This is a genomic window from Bradyrhizobium sp. USDA 4473 (genome assembly GCF_054063335.1).
Map to the genome: position 1 here is coordinate 7,277,979 of NZ_JBSSGE010000001.1, position 18,321 is coordinate 7,296,299.

Sequence of the window (18,321 nt, forward strand, 5' to 3'; positions counted from 1 at the left end):
GTCGAATGTCACGCGCCGATATCGACCGCCTGTCGTGAGAATCCCAGTGGTTGCGCTGCACCCGCGCAAGCAGGTTAACCCTTTGGCAAATCGCGCTTGCGCGGCCGGTAAACTCTGGCAACATGCATCAATAATACCAGCCGGACAAAGCAGCCGGCCGACAAGAACGGGGACGCGGGATCACATGTCGGTACGTTGGAGTTTGTTTGCGGCGGCTGCCGTCGCACTGGTCGCCGTTGCCTTGCCGGCGTCGGCCCAGACGTTGAAATATGCCAACCAGGGCGAGCTGAAGTCGCTGGATCCCTACACGCTGAAGGAAACCACGACGATCGCGCACCATGCGCACGTCTACGAAGGCCTCACCGCCCGCGACAAGGACCTCAAGATCATTCCGGCCCTGGCGGAAAGCTGGGAGACGCTGAGCCCGACCAAATGGCGCTTCCACCTGCGCAAGGGCGTCAAATTCCACAATGGCGACCCCTTCACCGCCGACGACGTGCTGTTCTCCGCCGACCGGGTCCGCGCCAAGGGCTCCAACTTCCTCAGCAACGTCCCCGCAGATGCCAAGTTCACCAAGGTCGACGACACCACCGTCGACGTGACGCTGGACTCGCCCAACCCCATCCTGATCTCGCAGTGGGATAGCTGGTACATCATGGACAAGAAGTGGTGCGAGGAGAACAACTCCGTTGCACCGACACCGGCCTCCGCGACCACGCCGAGCTACGCGGCGCTGCACGAGAACGGCACCGGCCCGTTCACGATCGAGAGCCATCAGCCCGGCGTGAAGACCGTGTTCAAGGCGTTCCCGCGCTATTGGCGCAAGCCGGAGCATAATCTCAAGGAGATCATCTTCACCCCGATCGGCTCCGACGCCACCCGCGTCGCCGCATTGCTGTCGGGCGAGGTCGACGTCATCGAACCGGTTCCGTTGCAGGACATCCAGCGTGTCAATTCCAGCGGCGTCGCCACCGTGATGACCGCGCCCGAGATCCGCACCATCTTCATCGGCATGGATATGGCGCGCGATGAGCTGCTGTATTCCAACGTCAAGGGCAAGAATCCGTTCAAGGACATCACGGTCCGCGAAGCCTTCTACAAGACGATCGACGTCGACCTGATCAAGACCCGCGTGATGCGCGGCATGTCGACGCCCTCGGCCCTGATGATCGCGCCCGAGCTGTATCCGCTGTCGAAGGAGTTCACCCGGCCGAAGCCCGATCCGGAAGGCGCCAAGAAGCTGTTGGCCGAGGCCGGCTATCCGAACGGCTTCGAGGTCACGATGGACTGCCCGAACGACCGCTACGTCAACGACGCCGCGATCTGCCAGGCGGTGGTCGGCATGCTGGCCCGCATCGGCGTCAAGGTGAACCTGCTGGCGCAACCGAAGGCGCAGTATTTCGGCAAGGTGCTGAAGCCCGGCGGCTACCAGACCTCGTTCTTCATGCTGGGTTGGACGCCCGCCACGTCCGACTCGCACAACGTGCTGCACGACATCCTCGGCTGCCGCGACGACCCGAAGGACTCGACCCGGGGCGAGGCCAATCTCGGCGGCTATTGCAACAAGGACGTCGACGCGCTCACCGACAAGGTGCTGGTCGAGAGCGACACCGCCAAGCGCGACCAGTTGATCAAGCAGGCCTACGAGATCGTCATCAAGGATTACGGCTACATTCCGCTGCATCAGCAGCCGCTGGTGTGGGGCGTGTCGAAAAAGGTCAAATTGACCCAGCGCGCGGACAACCAGGTGCTGCTGTACTGGGCGACCAAAGAGGGTGAATAGTGGTCTCGGCGAATTGGGTCCCGGAAGCGCAGGCTTCCGGGACCTCGCGTTTTCCGGTCGCGCAACGCCGCGCGCCAAATGTCAAAAGCAGTGAAAGGTAGAGATGCTCGCTTTCACTCTTCGCCGTTTCCTGCAGGCGATCGGCGTCATGCTCGCCGTGGGCATCATCGCGTTCGCGATGTTCCGCTTCGCCGGCGATCCGGTCAACCAGATCGTCTCGATCGACACCTCGGCCGCGCAGCGCGCCGAGATCCGGCACTCGCTTGGCCTTGACGATCCCGTGCTGGTGCAGTTCGGCCGCTATTTCATCAATGCGCTGCAGTTCAAGTTCGGCGTGTCCTATCAGTTCCGCCTGCCGGTCTCTTCACTGCTCGCCGAGCGCATGCCGGCGACGCTGGAGCTTGCGATCGTCGCCACCATCTTCGCGATGGTGGCCGGCATCCTGATGGGGGTCTATTCGGCGCTGCGCCGCGACACCATCCTGGCCAGATTATTCCAGGCGATATCGCTGATCGGCATTTCGCTGCCGACCTTCCTGATCGGCATCCTGCTGATCTATCTGTTTGCCGTAACCTTGGGCTGGCTGCCCTCGTTCGGGCGCGGCGAGGTCGTGAAGCTCGGCTGGTGGTCGACCGGGCTGCTCACCGTCTCCGGCTGGAAGGCGATCATCATGCCGGCGATCACGCTCGGGCTGTTCCAGATGACCCTGATCATGCGGCTGGTGCGCGCCGAAATGCTGGAAGTGCTGCGCACCGACTATATCCGCTTCGCCCGCGCCCGCGGGCTGACCACGCGCGCGATCCATTTCGGCCACGCGCTGAAGAACACCCTGGTTCCGGTGATCACGGTGGCTGGCCTGCAGTTTGGCTCGGTTATTGCTTTCTCGATCATCACCGAAACCGTGTTCCAATGGCCGGGCATGGGGCTCCTGTTCGTCCAGGCCGTGCAAAACGTCGATATCCCGATCATGGCCGCGTATCTGTTGATGGTCTCGCTGATCTTCGTCACCATCAATCTCGTGGTCGACATCCTCTACACCGTGGTCGATCCGCGCTTGCGGTCGACCGTCGGCCGCGCGGCGTGAGGGGCTGACCGATGTCCGACGCCGTCGTCCCCCATCGCGCCGAAGACCACCAGCCACCTGCCGGCTGGTTCGCCCGCGCGCTCGACAGCGACATCTTCTATTCGTTCCGCCGCTCCAAACTGACGATGGTCGCCGCTGCGATCACGCTGTTGTTCTTCCTGCTGGCGATTTTCGCCTCCTGGCTTGCGGTGCAGAATCCGTTCGATCCGGCACAGTTGCAGCTGATCAACTCGCGGATCGCGCCGCTGTGGACCGCCGACGGCCAGAGTCCGTTCCTGCTCGGCACCGACGAGCAGGGCCGCGACGTGCTCTCGGCGATCCTCTACGGCCTGCGCATCTCCCTTGCCGTCGGCCTGGCCGGCGTGGTGTTCGCCGGCGCGCTCGGCATCGCCCTCGGCATGATCGCCGGCTATTTCGGCGGCGCGGTCGACACCGTGATCATGCGGATCGCCGACGTGCAGCTCACCTTCCCGGCGATCCTGATCGCGCTGCTGGTCAACGGCGTCGCCAAATCGCTGCTCGGCAACCGGCTCGACGAGATGAGCACGCTCGGCGTCCTGATCATCGCGATCGGCCTCAGTTTCTGGGTGCAATATGCCCGCACCGTGCGCGGCTCGGTCATGGTCGAGAAGAACAAGGACTATGTGGCGGCAGCGCAGCTGATCGGCCTGCCGGCGCCGAAGATCATGTTCCGCCACGTGCTGCCGAACACGATGGGACCGATCCTGGTGATCGCCACCATCAACCTCGCGCTCGCGATCATCACCGAGGCGACGCTGTCGTTCCTCGGCGCCGGGATGCCCGACACCATGCCCTCGCTCGGCACCCTGATCCGGATCGGCAACAACTACCTGTTCGCCGGCGAATGGTGGATCGTCGCCTTCCCGGGCATTGCGCTGGCCGGCCTGATCCTCTCCATCAACCTGCTCGGCGACTGGCTGCGCGACGCCCTCAACCCGAAGCTCCGATGACCAGGCCCGTTCTCTCTGTGCGCAATCTCGAGGTGGAATTCGTCACCCGCCGCGCCACCTTGCGCGCCATCAACGGCGTGTCGTTCGAGATCGCCAAGGGCGAGGTGCTCGGCGTGGTCGGCGAGTCCGGCGCCGGCAAATCGGTCACCGGCCTTGCCGTGATCGGGCTGATCGATCCGCCCGGCCGCATCTGCGCCGGCGAGATCGAGCTGTCGGGCACAAGGATCGACCATCTGCCGGCGGAAGAAATCCGCCGCGTCAGGGGCAAGCGGATCGGCATGATCTTCCAGGATCCGCTGACCAGCCTCAATCCGCTCTACCGGATCGGCGACCAGATCGTCGAGACCATCCGCACCCACACCAGCTTAAGCGAAAGCGCCGCGCGACGGCGCGCCATCGATCTGTTGGCCGAGGTCGGCATCCCCGCGCCCGAGAAGCGCATCGACGGCTATCCGCACGAATTCTCCGGCGGCATGCGTCAGCGCGTCGTGATTGCGCTCGCGATCTGCGCCGAGCCCGAGCTGATCATCGCCGACGAGCCGACCACCGCGCTCGACGTCTCGGTGCAGGCGCAGATCATCGCGCTGATCAAGCGGCTCGGCCGCGACCACGGCACCGCGGTGATGCTGGTGACCCACGACATGGGCGTGATCGCTGAGACCTGCGACCGCGTCGCGGTGATGTATTCCGGCCGCATCGCCGAGATCGGCCCGGTGCAGGAGGTGGTGCGCAATCCCTTGCATCCCTACGCCCGTGGCCTGATGGGCGCGATCCCGACACTTGCGGGCGAGGACAAGCGGCTGGTGCAGATCCCGGGCTCGATGCCGCGGCTGTCGGCGATCCCGCCGGGCTGCCCGTTCAATCCGCGCTGCGCATTTGTCTTCGATCGCTGCCGCGTCGAACGCCCCGAGCCGATCCGGCAGGGCGCGCAATCGGTCGCCTGCCACCTGTTCGATCCCGCGAAGGAGACCGCGGCATGAGCGGGACATTGATCGAGGTCAGGAACCTGCGCCGCGTGTTCGACGTCTCGAAGCCATGGCTCAACCGCGTGCTCGAGGGCGGCCATCTCGAATATCTCAAGGCCGTCGACGGCGTCTCTTTCGACATCAGGCGCGGCGAGACCTTTGCGCTGGTCGGCGAATCCGGCTCCGGCAAGACCACCGTGGCGCGCATGGTTGTCGGCCTGCTGCCGCCGAGTTCGGGCGAAGTCGTGATCGACGGCGTCTCGATGACCGATCCGCGGCAGGGCCAGGCGCGCCGCCGGCTGCGCCGGCGCATCCAGATGGTTTTCCAGGACCCCTATGCGAGCCTCAATCCGCGCTACCGGGTCGCTGCCATCGTCGCCGAGCCGATCCGCGCCTTCGACCTGATCCAGGGCGAGCGCGACATCAAGGCCCGGGTCGGCGAATTGCTCTCGCTGGTCGGCCTGCATCCCGACGACGGCCAGAAATTCCCGCACGAATTTTCCGGCGGCCAGCGCCAGCGCATCGCGATCGCCCGCGCACTGGCATCCGAGGCCGAGTTCATCGTCTGCGACGAACCGACCTCGGCGCTCGACGTCTCGGTGCAGGCGCAGATCCTCAATCTGATGCGCGATTTGCAGGACAAGTTCGGCCTGACCTATCTGTTCATCAGCCACAATCTCGCTGTGGTCCGCCACATGGCGAGCCGGATCGGCGTGATGTATCTCGGCCGCATCGTCGAGATCGCCGAGGGCCGGAAACTGTTCGAGAACCCGCTTATGCCCTACACCAGGATGCTGCTCGGCGCGGTTCCGGACCTTGCGATGTCCGGGCGCCAGCGCATCCCGGTCAAGGGCGAGATTCCGAACCCGATCGATCCGCCGTCGGGCTGCTCCTTCAATCCGCGCTGCCCCCTCGCCTTCGACCTCTGCCGCCGGAAGACGCCGGACCTGATCGACGGCGTCGCCTGCCACGCCGTCAACAGTCCGGCAGCGGCCATTCCGGCATGATCACGCGGATGGGAGCGGCCATGTCCACCAAGCGGTTGGCATGCCAGCCCGCCTGTGATCAAGTGCGCGCGCAACACGCCCAGCCAGCCGCCGAACGGTGAATAGCCATGAGCAACGTCAACCCCGATCCATTCACCACAAGGCCCGAGATCGAAGGCACGTTCGGCGTCGTCACCTCGACGCACTGGATCGCCACCGCGGTCGGCATGGCGACGCTGGAGAAGGGCGGCAACGCATTTGACGCCGGCGTTGCAGCCGCGTTCACGCTGCAGGTGGTCGAGCCGCATCTGAACGGCCCCGGCGGTGACGTCCCGATCATCGTGCACGACATCAAGCGCGGCAAAACCGAGGTGATCTGCGGCCAGGGTCCGGCGCCGGCGAAGGCGACCATCGCGCATTATCGCAGCGAGGGGCTCGAGATGGTGCCCGGCACCGGGCTGCTCGCTGCCTGCGTGCCCGGCACCTTCGAAACCTGGATGCTGCTGCTGCGCGACTACGGCACATTGAAGCTGCGTGACGTGCTGGAGCCCGCGATCGGCTATGCGCGTGACGGCCACCCGCTGGTCGAGCGCGCGTCCGCCACCATCAAGACCGTCGAGCAGCTGTTCCGGAAATACTGGACCACATCGGCCGACGTCTATCTGCCCAATGGCGACGTACCGAAGCCCGGCACCATTTTCACCAACAAGAAGCTCGCGGAGACCTACACCCGCATCCTGACCGAGGCGGAGGGCGCGGGCGGCGATCGCGTCGCGCAGATCGAGCGTGCGCGGCAGGCCTGGTCGAAGGGCCTCGTCGCGGAAGCGATCGACAAGTTCTGCCGCACCCACGAGGTGATGGACGTCTCCGGCTCGCCGCACCGCGGCGTGCTGTCGGCCGACGACATGGCGCGCTGGCAGCCGACCATCGAGGCGCCGCTGACCTACGATTACGGCCGCTACACCGTGCAGAAGTGCGGCGTCTGGAGCCAGGGTCCGGTGATGCTGCAGCAGCTCGCGCTGCTGAAGGGCTTCGAGCTCGACGGGCTCGATCCTGCAGGCCCCGACTTCATCCATCTGCAGATCGAGGCCGCCAAGCTTGCTTATGCCGACCGCGAGACGTTCTACGGCGATCCCAAGTTCACCGACATTCCGATCGAGACGCTGCTGTCCGATGCCTACAACAACGAACGGCGCAAGCTGATTTCGAAGGACAAGGCGTCGCTCGACTTCCGCCCCGGCTCGGTCGAAGGGTTCGGCGGCGTCGTCAAGCTGCGTCACGCCGAAGGGCATCGCGAGGCCGTCGGCGCCATGGGCGCGGGCGAGCCGACGGTCGGCCGGTTCGGCGAGGTACGCGGCGACACCGTGCATTTCGACATCATCGACAAGGCCGGCAACATGATCTCGGCGACGCCGTCCGGCGGCTGGCTGCAATCCTCGCCGGTGATTCCCGAGCTCGGCTTCTGCCTCGGCAGCCGCGCCCAGATGTTCTGGCTGGAAGAGAACCACCCGGCTTCGCTGGCGCCGGGCAAGCGGCCGCGCACCACGCTTTCGCCGAGCATGGCGCTGCGCGACGGCACGCCGTATCTCGCCTGGGGCTCGCCGGGCGGCGACCAGCAGGATCAGTGGATCACGCAGTTCTTCCTGCGCCACGTCCACGCCAAGCTCAATTTGCAGGAAGCGATCGACGCGCCGGCCTGGCACTCCGAGCATTTCCCGATCTCGTTCTGGCCGCGCACCTCGCGCCCCGGCGTGCTGGTGCTGGAAAACCGCGTGCCGAAATCGACCATCGACGAATTGAAGCGCCGCGGCCATGTGGTGGAGATCGGCCCCGATTGGTCGGAAGGCCGCCTCACCGCGGCCTCGAAGGTCGGCCCCCGTCGCCGCGCCGCCGCGAACCCGCGCGGCATGCAGGGTTACGCCGCAGGCCGGTAAACACGAAGGTGATCGCCACAGCATGATGACGTCGGGTCGGATCGCGGAGCGAGCCCCAAACTCCACCTCGCCCCGCTTGCGGGGAGAGGTCGGATCGCATCGAAGATGCGATCCGGGTGAGGGGGAGTCACCGCAATCTCGATTTGTACCATCTTCGCGGAACAAGCCCCTCACCCCAACCCTCTCCCCGCAAAGAGCGGGGCGAGGGAGAAGAGAAGCGAGATGACCTGGTCGATCATCGCCCGCGACAGCGCCACCGGCCAGCTCGGCATCGCCGTCGCGACGCGGTTCTTCGCGGTCGGTGCGCTGGTGCCGCATATTGCACCCGGGGTCGGCGCCATCGCGACGCAGGCCCTGGTCAATCCCTATTACGGCATCGACGGCCTCGCGCTGCTGCGCGACGGCAAGACCCCGCACGAGGTGATCGCGGCGCTGATCGCGCCCGACGGCGGCCGCGAGAGCCGGCAGCTGCATGCCATCGACTCCAAGGGCCGCATCGCGGCGCATTCCGGCAAGGATTGCATCGACTGGTTCGGCCAGATCGTCGGCGACGGTTTTTCGATCGCCGGAAACATGCTGGCCGGACCTGCGGTGCTCGATGAGACCGCGCACGTCTATGCCGCGAATGAACGGCTGCCGTTCGCGGAGCGGCTGATCAAGGCGATGTTCGCCGGCGAAGCGGCTGGTGGCGACAAGCGCGGCAAGCAATCGGCGGCCCTCCTGATCCACGGCGCCGAGCAATGGCCGCTGCTCGACCTGCGGGTCGACGACCACGCCGATCCCTTGCGCGAGCTGGAGCGGCTGGAAGCGGTCAGCCGCGAGCACTGGGTGCCGTTCCGGGGCTTCATGCCGACCCGGGACAACCCGGCCGGAATCAGCGACCGCGCCAGGATCGACGCCGGCATCGCCGCCGCGAAAGCGGGCCACGAATGAGTGCGGGCCCGTTGATCGAGATCGAGGGCCTGCGCGTCAGCTTCCACGGCGACGATGGCCGCATCACGCACGCGGTCGACAGCGTCGACCTGTCCGTCGCCAACGGCGCCACGCTCGGGCTGGTCGGCGAGTCCGGCTGCGGCAAGAGCGTGACGTCCCTTGCGATCATGGGACTGTTGCCAAAGCAATCCGCCGCCGTGTCCGGCGCAATCCGTTTCGACGGCTTCGACCTGCTCGAGGTGCCGGATGCGACGCTGCGCGACCTGCGCGGCAATCGGCTCGCCATGATCTTCCAGGAGCCGATGACCTCGCTCAACCCGAGCTTCAGCATCGGCGACCAGATTACCGAGACGATTCTGCGCCATCGCGGCGGCTCCCGACGCGCGGCGCGCGAACGCGCCGTCGAGCTGCTGCGCCGCGTCCACATCCCCTCGCCCGAGAAACGCATCGACGACTATCCGCACAAGCTGTCCGGCGGCATGCGCCAGCGCGTGATGATCGCGATAGCGCTGGCCTGCGATCCGCAGCTCCTGATCGCCGACGAGCCGACCACCGCGCTCGACGTCACGCTGCAGGCGCAGATCCTCGATCTGATGCGCGAGCTGAAGGCCGCGAGCGGGGCTGCGATCATCCTGATCACCCACGATCTCGGCGTCGTCGCCGACGTCTGCGACGAGGTCGCCGTGATGTATGCCGGCGAGATCGTCGAGCGGGCGCCGGTCGACGAGCTGTTTGCCAATCCGCAGCATCCCTACACGGTCGGCCTGCTCGGCTCGATCCCGCGGCTCGACCGCCGCACCAACCATCTCGCCACCATCGAGGGCATGGTGCCGAACATGGCGAACCCGCCGGCGGGCTGCCGCTTCGCCGCGCGTTGCCCGTTCGTGGAGCATGCCTGCACAAAATCGCCGCCGCCGCTGGCAATGCTAAGCGCGACCCATGCCTCGCGCTGCCTCCGCGCGCCGCTGGAACGGCTGGTGTCATGACCGCGCTGCTCGAGGTCGAAGGGCTGGTGAAGCATTTCGTCGCCGAGCGCTCGGTGTTCGGCCGGCCGACCGCTCATGTGAAGGCGGTCGACGGCGTCAGCTTCACGGTCGAGGCCGGCAAGACGCTGGCGCTGGTCGGCGAGTCCGGCTGCGGCAAATCCACCGTCAGCCGGCTGGTGCTGCGGCTGATCGAGCCGGATGCCGGCCGCGTCAGATTCGAGGGCCGCGACCTCGGCACGCTCGATGCCGAGCGATTGCGCGCGTTCCGCCGCGACGCCCAGCTGATCTTCCAGGATCCCTACGCCTCGCTCAATCCGCGCATGACGGTGAGCCAGATCCTGGCCGAGCCGCTGGCCCTGCACAATCTGGTGCCGGCAGCGGGCCGCCGCGAGCGGGTCGAGGAGCTGCTGCGCCTGGTCGGGCTGGAGCCGCGCTTCGCCCGCCGCTACCCGCATGAATTCTCCGGCGGCCAGCGCCAGCGCATCGCGATTGCGCGCGCGCTCGCGGTCGAGCCGAAACTGATCATCTGCGACGAGCCGGTGTCGGCGCTCGACGTCTCGATCCGCTCGCAGATTCTCAATCTGCTGCGCGACCTGCAGGACCGCCTGAAGCTCGCCTACATCTTCGTCTCGCACGATCTGGCCGTGGTGAAGCACATCGCCGACCGCGTCGCCGTGATGAACCTCGGCACGATCGTCGAGACCGCGGATGCGCAAGCGCTGTTCACCGCGCCGCGCCATCCCTATAGCCGCGCACTGCTGTCGGCGATCCCGGTGCCCAAACCGAAGGCAAAACGCAACCGGATTGTCCTGCAAGGCGAGCTGCCGAGCGCGCTCAATCCGCCGAAGGGCTGCCGCTTCCACACCAGATGTCCCTATGCCGTCGCGCGTTGCCGCAGCGAAATGCCGCAGCTTGTCGAAGATGGCACCGGACATGCAACGGCATGTCACCGGACGGCGGAGCTGCCGCCGGCGGATGCGATCGCCCCGTCCGACGGCGGTTTTTCGCCGACATTGGAAAAGCTACTCGCTGCCTTTGGCGCGGCGGAAGGGGCCGGACGCTCCGGGGTTGGTACAGGCGGGACCGAGGTCGGCGCGTGAACATGGGGAGCAGTGTGATGAAGATGTTTCGTTTGGCGGCGATGGCCGCGGCGCTGTTGCTGGCGCTCGGCGCCGGCGCGCAGGCCCAGACCACGTTGCGGATCGGCCTCGCCGAGGACCCGGATATTCTCGATCCCTCTACCGCACGCACCTATGTCGGCCGGATCGTGTTTGCCGCCGTTTGCGACAAATTGTTCGACATCGACGAAAAGCTCAACATCGTGCCGCAGCTCGCGCTGGCGCACGAAACCTCGGCCGACGGCAAGGAAGTCACGATCAAGCTGCGACCCGGCGTCAAGTTCCAGGACGGCGAGCCGTTCGACGCGGACGCCGCCAAATTCTCGCTCGACCGCCACATGACGCTGCCGACCTCATTCCGCAAATCGGAGCTCGCCAGCGTCGATCACGTCGAGGTGGTCGATCCGCTCACCATCAAGCTGGTGCTGAAGACGCCATACTCTCCGCTGATCGCCCAGCTCACCGACCGGGCCGGCATGATGGTGTCGCCGAAGGCGGCGAAGGAGGCCGGCGACAAGTTCGGACTGCACCCGGTCTGCGCCGGCCCGTACAAATTCGTCGAGCGCGTGCAGCAGGACCGCATCGTGTTCGAGAAATTCGCCGACTACTGGAACAAGGACAACGTCTTCATCGATCGCATCGTCTATCTGCCGATCGTGGACGCCACGGTTCGGCTCGCCAATCTGAAATCCGGCGGGCTCGACCTGATCGAGCGCGTGCTGGCGACCGATATCAAGGACGTTCGCGCCGACCCGAAGCTGGTGCTGTCGACGGCGCCCGAGCTCGGCTATCTCGGCCTGACCATCAACATCGGCAACGACAAGGCCAAGGGACCGCTCAGCCAGTCGGTCAAGGTGCGCCAGGCGCTGGATCTGGCGATCGATCGCGAGGCGCTCAACCAGGTCGTCTTCAACGGCGAGTTCACGCCGGGCAATCAATGGGTCTCTCCGACTCATCCCTATTACCAGAAGGCGTTTCCGGTTCGCGGCGCCGACGTCGCCAAGGCCAAGGCGTTGTTGAAGGAAGCCGGCGTCGCGCTGCCGGTGACCGTCGACTACATGGTGCCCAAGGGCACGGAATATGAAGCGGTGGCCCAGGTGGTCCAGTCGATGGCGGCGGAAGCCGGCTTCGACATCAAGATCCGGGTGGTCGAGTTCGCCACCACCTTCAAGCAGGCCCAGGCCGGCGAATTCCAGATCTTCCAGATCAACTGGAGCGGCCGGATCGATCCCGACGGCAATTCCTACATCTTCATGCACGCGAAGGCGCCGCAGAACGACGGCGGCTATTCCAATCCGGAAGCCGACAAACTGATGGAGGACGCCCGGCTGATCGCCGATCCGGCGCAGCGCAAGGCGATCTACGAGAAGCTGACCAAGATCCTGCTCGATGACGAGCCCATCATCTACCTTTATCATCGCACGCTGCTGATCGCGCACACGACCAAGCTCGAGGGTTACCGGCAGATGCCGGACGGCCTGGTGCGCGTGACCGGGCTGAAATTGAAATGACCGCCACGGCGCAGGGCACGCGGGGCCGACAATGCTGAACTTCCTCGCCAAGCGGCTGGTTCAGCTGGTCCCGACGCTGTTCTTCGTGTCGATCCTGATCTTCTCGCTGCAACATCTGCTGCCGGGCGATCCCGCGCTGGTGATGGCCGGCGAGGAGCGCGACCCGGCCGTGATCCAGCAGATCCGGCAGCAGTATCACCTCGATCAACCGATCCCGATGCAATATGTCTACTGGATCAAGGGCGTGTTGTCGGGCGATTTCGGCGAATCGCTGCGTAACAAGATGCCGGTGCTGAGCCTGATCGCGCAGAAGCTGCCGGTGACGCTGCAGATCGGCGGCATGGCCATCGTGATCGCCTTACTGATCGGCATTCCGGCCGGCATCGTCTCCGCGGTCAAGAAAGGCACCGCCTGGGATTACGGCGCCAATCTGTTCGCGCTGTGGGGGATCTCGACACCGAATTTCTGGCTCGGCATCATGTTGATCTTCCTGTTTTCCATCAAGCTCGGCTGGTTGCCGGCCTCGGGCTACGTGCCCTTGAGCGAAAACTGGCGCGCTAGCCTGGCTGCGTCGATCATGCCGGCCTTCGTGCTCGGCAATGCGATCGCGGCGATCCTGATGCGACATACCCGCAGCGCCATGCTGCAGGTGCTGGAGAGCGACTATGTCCGCACCGCGCGCGCCAAGGGCCTCTCGGAGCGCACGGTGATCCTCAAGCACGCGATGCGCAACGCGCTGACGCCGATCATCACACTCGGCGCGCTCGAGCTCGGCACGCTGCTGTCGGGCGCGGTGCTTACCGAGCAGATCTTCTCGATCCCGGGCTTCGGCAAGCTGATCGTCGATGCCGTGTTCAACCGCGACTATGCCGTCGTGCAGGGCGTAGTCCTGACCACGGCGACGATCTACATCACGCTCAATTTGATCGCCGACGTCGCCTATATCCTCGTCAACCCGCGGCTGAGGGGCTGACGCCATGACCGACACCGCGCTCGGGCTGGTCCCGCTTGCCGCCTCCGATACGCTGGAGAGCCCGTCGCGCCGCGCCTGGCGGCGGCTGAAACGGCGCAAGGGCGCCGTCGCCGGCCTGCTCGTGATCGGGTTCTTCATCCTGCTTGCAGTGTTCGCGCCGCTGATCGTGCCCTACGATCCGATCGCGGCAAGCTGGTCGCTGGTGCGCAAGGCGCCGTCGGCGCAGCACTGGTTCGGGACCGATGACCTCGGCCGCGACGTCCTCGCGCGTGTCGTGTACGGCACCCGCGCCTCGCTGCTGGCGGGCCTCATCTCGGTCAGCATCGCGCTTGCGATCGGTGTTCCGCTCGGCCTGCTCGCCGGCTATCGCGGCGGCTTCGTCGATGCCCTGATCGGCCGCATCACCGATGCGATGCTGGCCTGCCCGTTCCTGATCCTGGCGATCGCGTTGTCCGCCTTTCTCGGCCCGAGCCTCGGCAATGCGATGATCGCGATCGGCGTCTCGGCCACCCCGATCTTCATCCGCCTGACCCGCGGCCAAGTGATCAATGTCAAGGTCGAGGACTTTGTCGAGGCGGCGCGCGCGATGGGCAATCCGCGCTGGCGCGTCGCGCTGGTCCACATCCTGCCCAACATCCTGCCGGCGCTTCTCGTGCAGGCGACGCTGTCGATCGCGGCTGCGATCATCGCCGAAGCCGCCCTCTCCTTCCTCGGCCTCGGCCAGCAGCCGCCCTCGCCGTCCTGGGGCAGCATGCTCAACGCCGCGCAGCGTTTCCTGACCACCGCGCCCTGGATGGCAATCTGGCCGGGCCTTGCGATCTTCCTGGTCGTGCTGTCGTTCAACCTAGTCGGCGACGGCCTGCGCGATGCGCTGGATCCGAAGGCGCGGTGAGCGTGGCCTCCACTCTCCCGCCGTCATCCTGAGGAGCGCGTAGCGCGTCTCGAAGGATGAACGGCCCGGCCGGTGGCCGTACATCCTTCGAGACGCCGCTTCGCGGCTCCTCAGGATGACGGGACCAGTAGTGCACGCGATCCAAAGCTCTTCGGCTAGATCACCACTTCCCTCAACACGCGCCGGCAATCCATCTCATATTCGAGATCGATCACCGGCGGGCGGCAGAAGTGCCAGGTCAGGCCGGAGCGCGTGGCGCCGCGGCGGACCAGTTCGTCGGCCATCACCGGATGGATGTCGTGCACGGTGTAGGCCTGCACCGCGGTCGTGTCCTGCCAACCGAAGCTGAACTCGGCCAGGCGCCGTTCGATCTCGCCTGTGGTGAAGCGGACCTTCTCCCGCCACGCGCCGGGGCTGAGATCGCGATAGCATACGATGCGGTCGGGATAGGGGGCGGTGCCGTCGCGCGCCTCGGCGCCGCCGGCGATCACGAAGGACGGCGACGTGCTCGTGCTCGGCCGCGTGAACGAGAACGCATGGAACGACGGCTCGGCCGGCGGATCGATCTCGGGACAGACATTGCTGCGCGCCACCGGATTGATGGTGCCGTCGAACAGGCCCCACTCCGCGAGCGTCTTGACATAGTGCTGGTTGAAGGCGCGGAAGCCGTCCTCGGTGAAGGCGGCCGGCGAGCGCAGTTCGCAGGCGCAGAACGAGGTCAGCGGCCGGCCGGCGTCCTTGATGTAGGCCGCGATCCGCGCAAAGCCTTCCGCAAGCGGCACCAGCCGGTCGAACCGGACCCGCTCGATCTCGTAGCCGGCGTTCGCCTGCGCGCCGCTTGAGTATTGGAACACGGCCGGAATGAACCGGTAATTGCCTGCCGCAAATTCGCTCGCCATGCCTCATCCTCCGGGTGGCGAGGACATTCGGCCTCGCCCTTCGGCAAGGCTATCACGAGACAAAGAAAAAGGCGGCAGTGGCTTTCGCCAGTGCCGCCTTCTCCGTGAGCATGAGCCTGGAGGGCTCAGGTCGGTTTCAGTGCGCCGCCGCGGCCCTCGAGCTCATAGTCGGCGATCTGCTTGGCGCGGTCGGAACGGGCCGCGGCCTGATGGTCGGTCGCGATGACCGTGTAGACCATCGGCAGCACGAACAGCGTGAACAGCGTGCCGATCGTCATGCCGGTGACGACGACGAGCCCGATCGAGAAGCGACTGGCGGCGCCGGCGCCCGAGGCGGTGAGCAGCGGCAGCAGGCCGGTGACCATCGCCGCCGTCGTCATCAGGATCGGACGCAGACGAATCCGGGCCGCCATCTCGATCGCCGAGCGGCGGTCCAGTCCCTCGTTGAGCTGCAATTCGTTGGCGAACTCCACCATCAGGATGCCGTGCTTGGTGATCAGTCCGACCAGCGTCAGCAGGCCCACCTGGGTGTAGATGTTCATGGTGGCGACGCCGAAGAACAGCGGGATCAAGGCGCCAACGATCGCCATCGGCACCGAGATCATGATCACGAACGGATCGCGCAGGCTCTCGAACTGCGCCGCCAGCACCAGGAAGATGATGATGATGGCGAACGCGAAGGTGACCAGGAGCTGATTGCCTTCGTTAACGTACTGCCGGGAGTCGGCAAGGAAGTCATAGCTGAAGCCGGACGGCAGCTTCTTGGCTTCACCCTGCAGGAACTCGACCGCCTGGCCCATCGAGACGCCGGGCATCGGCACGGCCTGGAAGGTCGACGAGTTGAGCTGGTTGTAGTGGGTCAGCGCGTTCGGATCGACGCCGGTCTCGACAGAGACCACGGTCGACAGCCGCACCAGCTGCCCGGTCGCGGTCGGGACGTAGTAATCGTTGAACGCTTCGGGCGCGAGCCGGTTGGCGCGCGGCACCTGCGGGATCACCTGATAGGAGCGCCCCTCCAGGTTGAAGCGGTTGACGTAGTTGCCGCCGAGCAGCGTCGCCAGCGCACCGCCGATCGATTGCATGGTGATGCCGAGGTCGCTTGCCTTGGAGCGATCGACCTTCACCCGGACCACCGGCTGGTTGAAGTCGAGATCGCTGTCGGTGACGATGAACAGGCCGCTCTTGCGCGCGGCATCCTTCAGCTTGTTCATCTGATCGAACACCTGCTGGAAGCCGGCCGTCGACGAGATCACCATCTGCACCGGCAGACCGCCGGGGCCGCCGGGCAGCGGCGGCAGGCTGAACGCGAACGCGCTGACGCCCTCGATCTTGGACAGTTCGGCCTGAACCAGCGGCTGCAGCGTCTGGGCCGAGCGCTTGCGCTCATCCCACGGCTTGAGCAGCATGCCGGCGAAGCCGCCCTGCGGACCGGTGATGCCGTTCAGGATGAACCGCAGGTCGGTCTCGGGAAACTTCTGGAACTCCTTGTCCATCTTGTCGCCGTAGAAATCGATGTAGTCGATGTTGGCGTATTTCGGCGCCTTGGTCACCGCGAACACGATGCCCTGGTCTTCCTGCGGCGCCAGCTCCTTCTGGATGTGCATGTAGAGGAAGCCGACCAGGCCGAGGATGGTCACGGCGAACAGCGCCGTGATCGGACGGTAGTCGAGCGAACGGTCGAGCAGGCGACCATAGCCGCGGGTCATTGCGCCGAACACGCGATTGACGAGCTTGGCGAACCGCCCCTCGTCCGCGCTCTTCAGGAACACCGAGCACATCATCGGCGACAGCGTCAGCGCGATCACGCCCGACACGATCACCGAACCGGCCAGCGTGAAGGCGAATTCGCGGAACAGCGTGCCGGTCACGCCGCCGAGGAAGCCGATCGGTGCATACACCGCCGCCAGCGTGATCGTCATCGAGACGACGGGACCGACGATTTCGCGCGCGCCTTTCAGCGATGCCTGCACGGGCGGCAGGCCCTCCTCGAGGTGTCGATGGATGTTCTCCACCACCACGATGGCGTCGTCGACCACGAGGCCGATCGCCAGCACCATCGCCAGCAGCGTCAGCAGGTTGAAGCTGAAGCCGGCTGCCAGCATCAGGATGCAGACGCCGATCAGCGACAGCGGAATGGTGACGACGGGGATGATCACCGACCGCAGCGAGGCCAGGAACAGGAAGATCACGACGACGACGATCAGCACCGCTTCGGTGAGCGTCTTCTCGACCTCGTCGATCGAGGATTGGATGAACTTGGTGGAGTCGTAAGCCACCTTCATCTTCATCGACGGCGGCAAATTGCGCTCGAGATCGGGAAACAGCGCGCGGACGCCCTTCACCAGGGTCAGCGGGTTGCCCTGCGGCGTCGCCTTGATGCCGATGAAGATCGCGTGCTCGCCGTTGAAGGCGACGCTGGCGTCCGTCGACTGCGCCGCGAGCTCAACGGTCGCGATGTCCTCGATGCGCACGAAGCCGCCGTCCTTCGCCTTCACGATCATCCGCTTGAACTGATCGATGTTCTGCAGGTCGGTATTGGCCGATACGTTGGAGACGATGAAGAAGCCCTTGGTCTGGCCGGCGGCCGCCTGGAAGTTGTTGGCGGCGATCGCGGCGGCGACGTCGTTCGGCGACACGCCGCGGCCGGCCATGCGGGTCGGATCGAGCCAGACGCGCATCGCGAAGGTCTGGCCGCCGAGGATGTCGGCCGAAGCGACGCCGTCGACCGTCGAGAGCACCGGCTGCACGACGCGGGTCAGATAGTCCGAGATCGCCGATCCGGTCAGCTCCTCGCTGGAGAAGCCGAGATACATCACGGCGATGGTGTCACCGGTCGCCTTGGTCACGACCGGATCGAAGGCTTCCTTCGGGATCAGATATTTGACCGAGTTGACCTTGGCGAGCACCTCGGTGAGCGCCTGGTTCGGATCATGGTTGAGCTTGACGTAGACCTGGATCGTCGAGGTGCCGAGCACCGAGTTCGACGTCATGTAGTCGACGCCTTCGGCCGAAGCGACCGCCTGCTCGATCGGCGTGGTGATGAAGCCGTTGATCAATTCGGGCGACGCGCCTGGATAGGACGTCGTGATCGTCACCACGGTGTTCGACAGGTTCGGGTATTGCCGGATCGGCAGCACCATCGCCGCGCGCAAGCCGATCAGGAGGATCAGCAGGCTGACGACGACCGACAGCACCGGGCGCTTGATGAAAATATCAGTGAAGGCCATCGCCAACTCGATTCGTGTTGTCTGCCGGTTGCGGCAACATGTGGCGGAGGGCCAATCGG

The 18,321-nt window shown here is 65.6% G+C and carries 14 protein-coding genes; 12 read left to right on the forward strand and 2 right to left on the reverse strand.

Annotated elements, in window-relative coordinates; genetic code table 11:
- The first annotated feature begins 184 nt into the window (after window positions 1-184).
- From ACVW17_RS34200 to ACVW17_RS34255, 12 genes are all read left to right on the forward strand, one after another.
- Window positions 185-1,783, forward strand: coding sequence for an ABC transporter substrate-binding protein (locus ACVW17_RS34200; protein WP_456798433.1), 1,599 nt, complete (start codon window positions 185-187; stop codon window positions 1,781-1,783).
- A 103-nt stretch (window positions 1,784-1,886) separates the two neighbouring features.
- Complete coding sequence (locus ACVW17_RS34205; protein WP_456755985.1) at window positions 1,887-2,867, forward strand: ABC transporter permease; 981 nt, start codon at window positions 1,887-1,889, stop codon at window positions 2,865-2,867.
- Between the two features lie 11 nt (window positions 2,868-2,878).
- The gene (locus ACVW17_RS34210; protein ID WP_456798434.1) at window positions 2,879-3,838 is read left to right on the forward strand and encodes an ABC transporter permease; all 960 of its coding nucleotides are present in this window, start codon (window positions 2,879-2,881) and stop codon (window positions 3,836-3,838) included.
- Window positions 3,835-4,818, forward strand: coding sequence for an ABC transporter ATP-binding protein (locus ACVW17_RS34215; RefSeq protein ID WP_456798435.1), 984 nt, complete (start codon window positions 3,835-3,837; stop codon window positions 4,816-4,818). Before ACVW17_RS34210 ends, ACVW17_RS34215 begins: the two co-directional genes overlap by 4 nt.
- Window positions 4,815-5,810 carry an ABC transporter ATP-binding protein gene (locus ACVW17_RS34220; RefSeq protein WP_456798436.1) on the forward strand — a complete coding sequence of 332 codons (996 nt, stop codon included), beginning with the start codon at window positions 4,815-4,817 and terminating at the stop codon, window positions 5,808-5,810. The genes ACVW17_RS34215 and ACVW17_RS34220 overlap by 4 nt, the downstream gene beginning before the upstream one ends.
- A gap of 107 nt (window positions 5,811-5,917) precedes the next feature.
- Window positions 5,918-7,723, forward strand: coding sequence for a gamma-glutamyltransferase family protein (locus ACVW17_RS34225; protein WP_456798437.1), 1,806 nt, complete (start codon window positions 5,918-5,920; stop codon window positions 7,721-7,723).
- A 222-nt stretch (window positions 7,724-7,945) separates the two neighbouring features.
- A complete protein-coding gene (locus ACVW17_RS34230) occupies window positions 7,946-8,656 on the forward strand; it encodes a DUF1028 domain-containing protein (RefSeq protein WP_456798438.1) in 711 nt (236 codons plus the stop codon).
- Window positions 8,653-9,642, forward strand: coding sequence for an ABC transporter ATP-binding protein (locus ACVW17_RS34235; protein ID WP_456798439.1), 990 nt, complete (start codon window positions 8,653-8,655; stop codon window positions 9,640-9,642). Before ACVW17_RS34230 ends, ACVW17_RS34235 begins: the two co-directional genes overlap by 4 nt.
- On the forward strand, window positions 9,639-10,742 hold the full coding sequence (locus ACVW17_RS34240) for an ABC transporter ATP-binding protein (protein WP_456798440.1): 1,104 nt from the start codon (window positions 9,639-9,641) through the stop codon (window positions 10,740-10,742). Before ACVW17_RS34235 ends, ACVW17_RS34240 begins: the two co-directional genes overlap by 4 nt.
- 17 nt (window positions 10,743-10,759) lie before the next feature.
- Window positions 10,760-12,271, forward strand: coding sequence for an ABC transporter substrate-binding protein (locus tag ACVW17_RS34245; protein WP_456798441.1), 1,512 nt, complete (start codon window positions 10,760-10,762; stop codon window positions 12,269-12,271).
- Between the two features lie 31 nt (window positions 12,272-12,302).
- Window positions 12,303-13,244, forward strand: a complete 942-nt coding sequence (locus tag ACVW17_RS34250; RefSeq protein ID WP_456798442.1) for an ABC transporter permease — start codon at window positions 12,303-12,305, stop codon at window positions 13,242-13,244.
- Between the two features lie 4 nt (window positions 13,245-13,248).
- A complete protein-coding gene (locus tag ACVW17_RS34255) occupies window positions 13,249-14,136 on the forward strand; it encodes an ABC transporter permease (RefSeq protein ID WP_456755994.1) in 888 nt (295 codons plus the stop codon).
- A 155-nt stretch (window positions 14,137-14,291) separates the two neighbouring features.
- Here ACVW17_RS34255 and cnbZ read toward each other — a convergent pair whose 3' ends face one another.
- Entirely contained in the window at window positions 14,292-15,035 is a 744-nt protein-coding gene (cnbZ, locus tag ACVW17_RS34260) for a 2-amino-5-chloromuconate deaminase CnbZ (protein WP_456798443.1), read from the reverse strand.
- Window positions 15,036-15,160: 125 nt separating this feature from the next.
- Window positions 15,161-18,262, reverse strand: coding sequence for a multidrug efflux RND transporter permease subunit (locus ACVW17_RS34265; RefSeq protein WP_456755996.1), 3,102 nt, complete (start codon window positions 18,260-18,262; stop codon window positions 15,161-15,163).
- Window positions 18,263-18,321: the final 59 nt, after the last annotated feature.

Coding starts and splice junctions, on each gene's coding strand:
- ACVW17_RS34200 (WP_456798433.1), top strand. CDS start 185: ATGTCGGTACGTTGGAGTTTGTTTGCGGCGGCTGCCGTCGCACTGGTC.
- ACVW17_RS34205 (WP_456755985.1), top strand. CDS start 1,887: ATGCTCGCTTTCACTCTTCGCCGTTTCCTGCAGGCGATCGGCGTCATG.
- ACVW17_RS34210 (WP_456798434.1), top strand. CDS start 2,879: ATGTCCGACGCCGTCGTCCCCCATCGCGCCGAAGACCACCAGCCACCT.
- ACVW17_RS34215 (WP_456798435.1), top strand. CDS start 3,835: ATGACCAGGCCCGTTCTCTCTGTGCGCAATCTCGAGGTGGAATTCGTC.
- ACVW17_RS34220 (WP_456798436.1), top strand. CDS start 4,815: ATGAGCGGGACATTGATCGAGGTCAGGAACCTGCGCCGCGTGTTCGAC.
- ACVW17_RS34225 (WP_456798437.1), top strand. CDS start 5,918: ATGAGCAACGTCAACCCCGATCCATTCACCACAAGGCCCGAGATCGAA.
- ACVW17_RS34230 (WP_456798438.1), top strand. CDS start 7,946: ATGACCTGGTCGATCATCGCCCGCGACAGCGCCACCGGCCAGCTCGGC.
- ACVW17_RS34235 (WP_456798439.1), top strand. CDS start 8,653: ATGAGTGCGGGCCCGTTGATCGAGATCGAGGGCCTGCGCGTCAGCTTC.
- ACVW17_RS34240 (WP_456798440.1), top strand. CDS start 9,639: ATGACCGCGCTGCTCGAGGTCGAAGGGCTGGTGAAGCATTTCGTCGCC.
- ACVW17_RS34245 (WP_456798441.1), top strand. CDS start 10,760: ATGAAGATGTTTCGTTTGGCGGCGATGGCCGCGGCGCTGTTGCTGGCG.
- ACVW17_RS34250 (WP_456798442.1), top strand. CDS start 12,303: ATGCTGAACTTCCTCGCCAAGCGGCTGGTTCAGCTGGTCCCGACGCTG.
- ACVW17_RS34255 (WP_456755994.1), top strand. CDS start 13,249: ATGACCGACACCGCGCTCGGGCTGGTCCCGCTTGCCGCCTCCGATACG.
- cnbZ (WP_456798443.1), bottom strand. CDS start 15,035: ATGGCGAGCGAATTTGCGGCAGGCAATTACCGGTTCATTCCGGCCGTG.
- ACVW17_RS34265 (WP_456755996.1), bottom strand. CDS start 18,262: ATGGCCTTCACTGATATTTTCATCAAGCGCCCGGTGCTGTCGGTCGTC.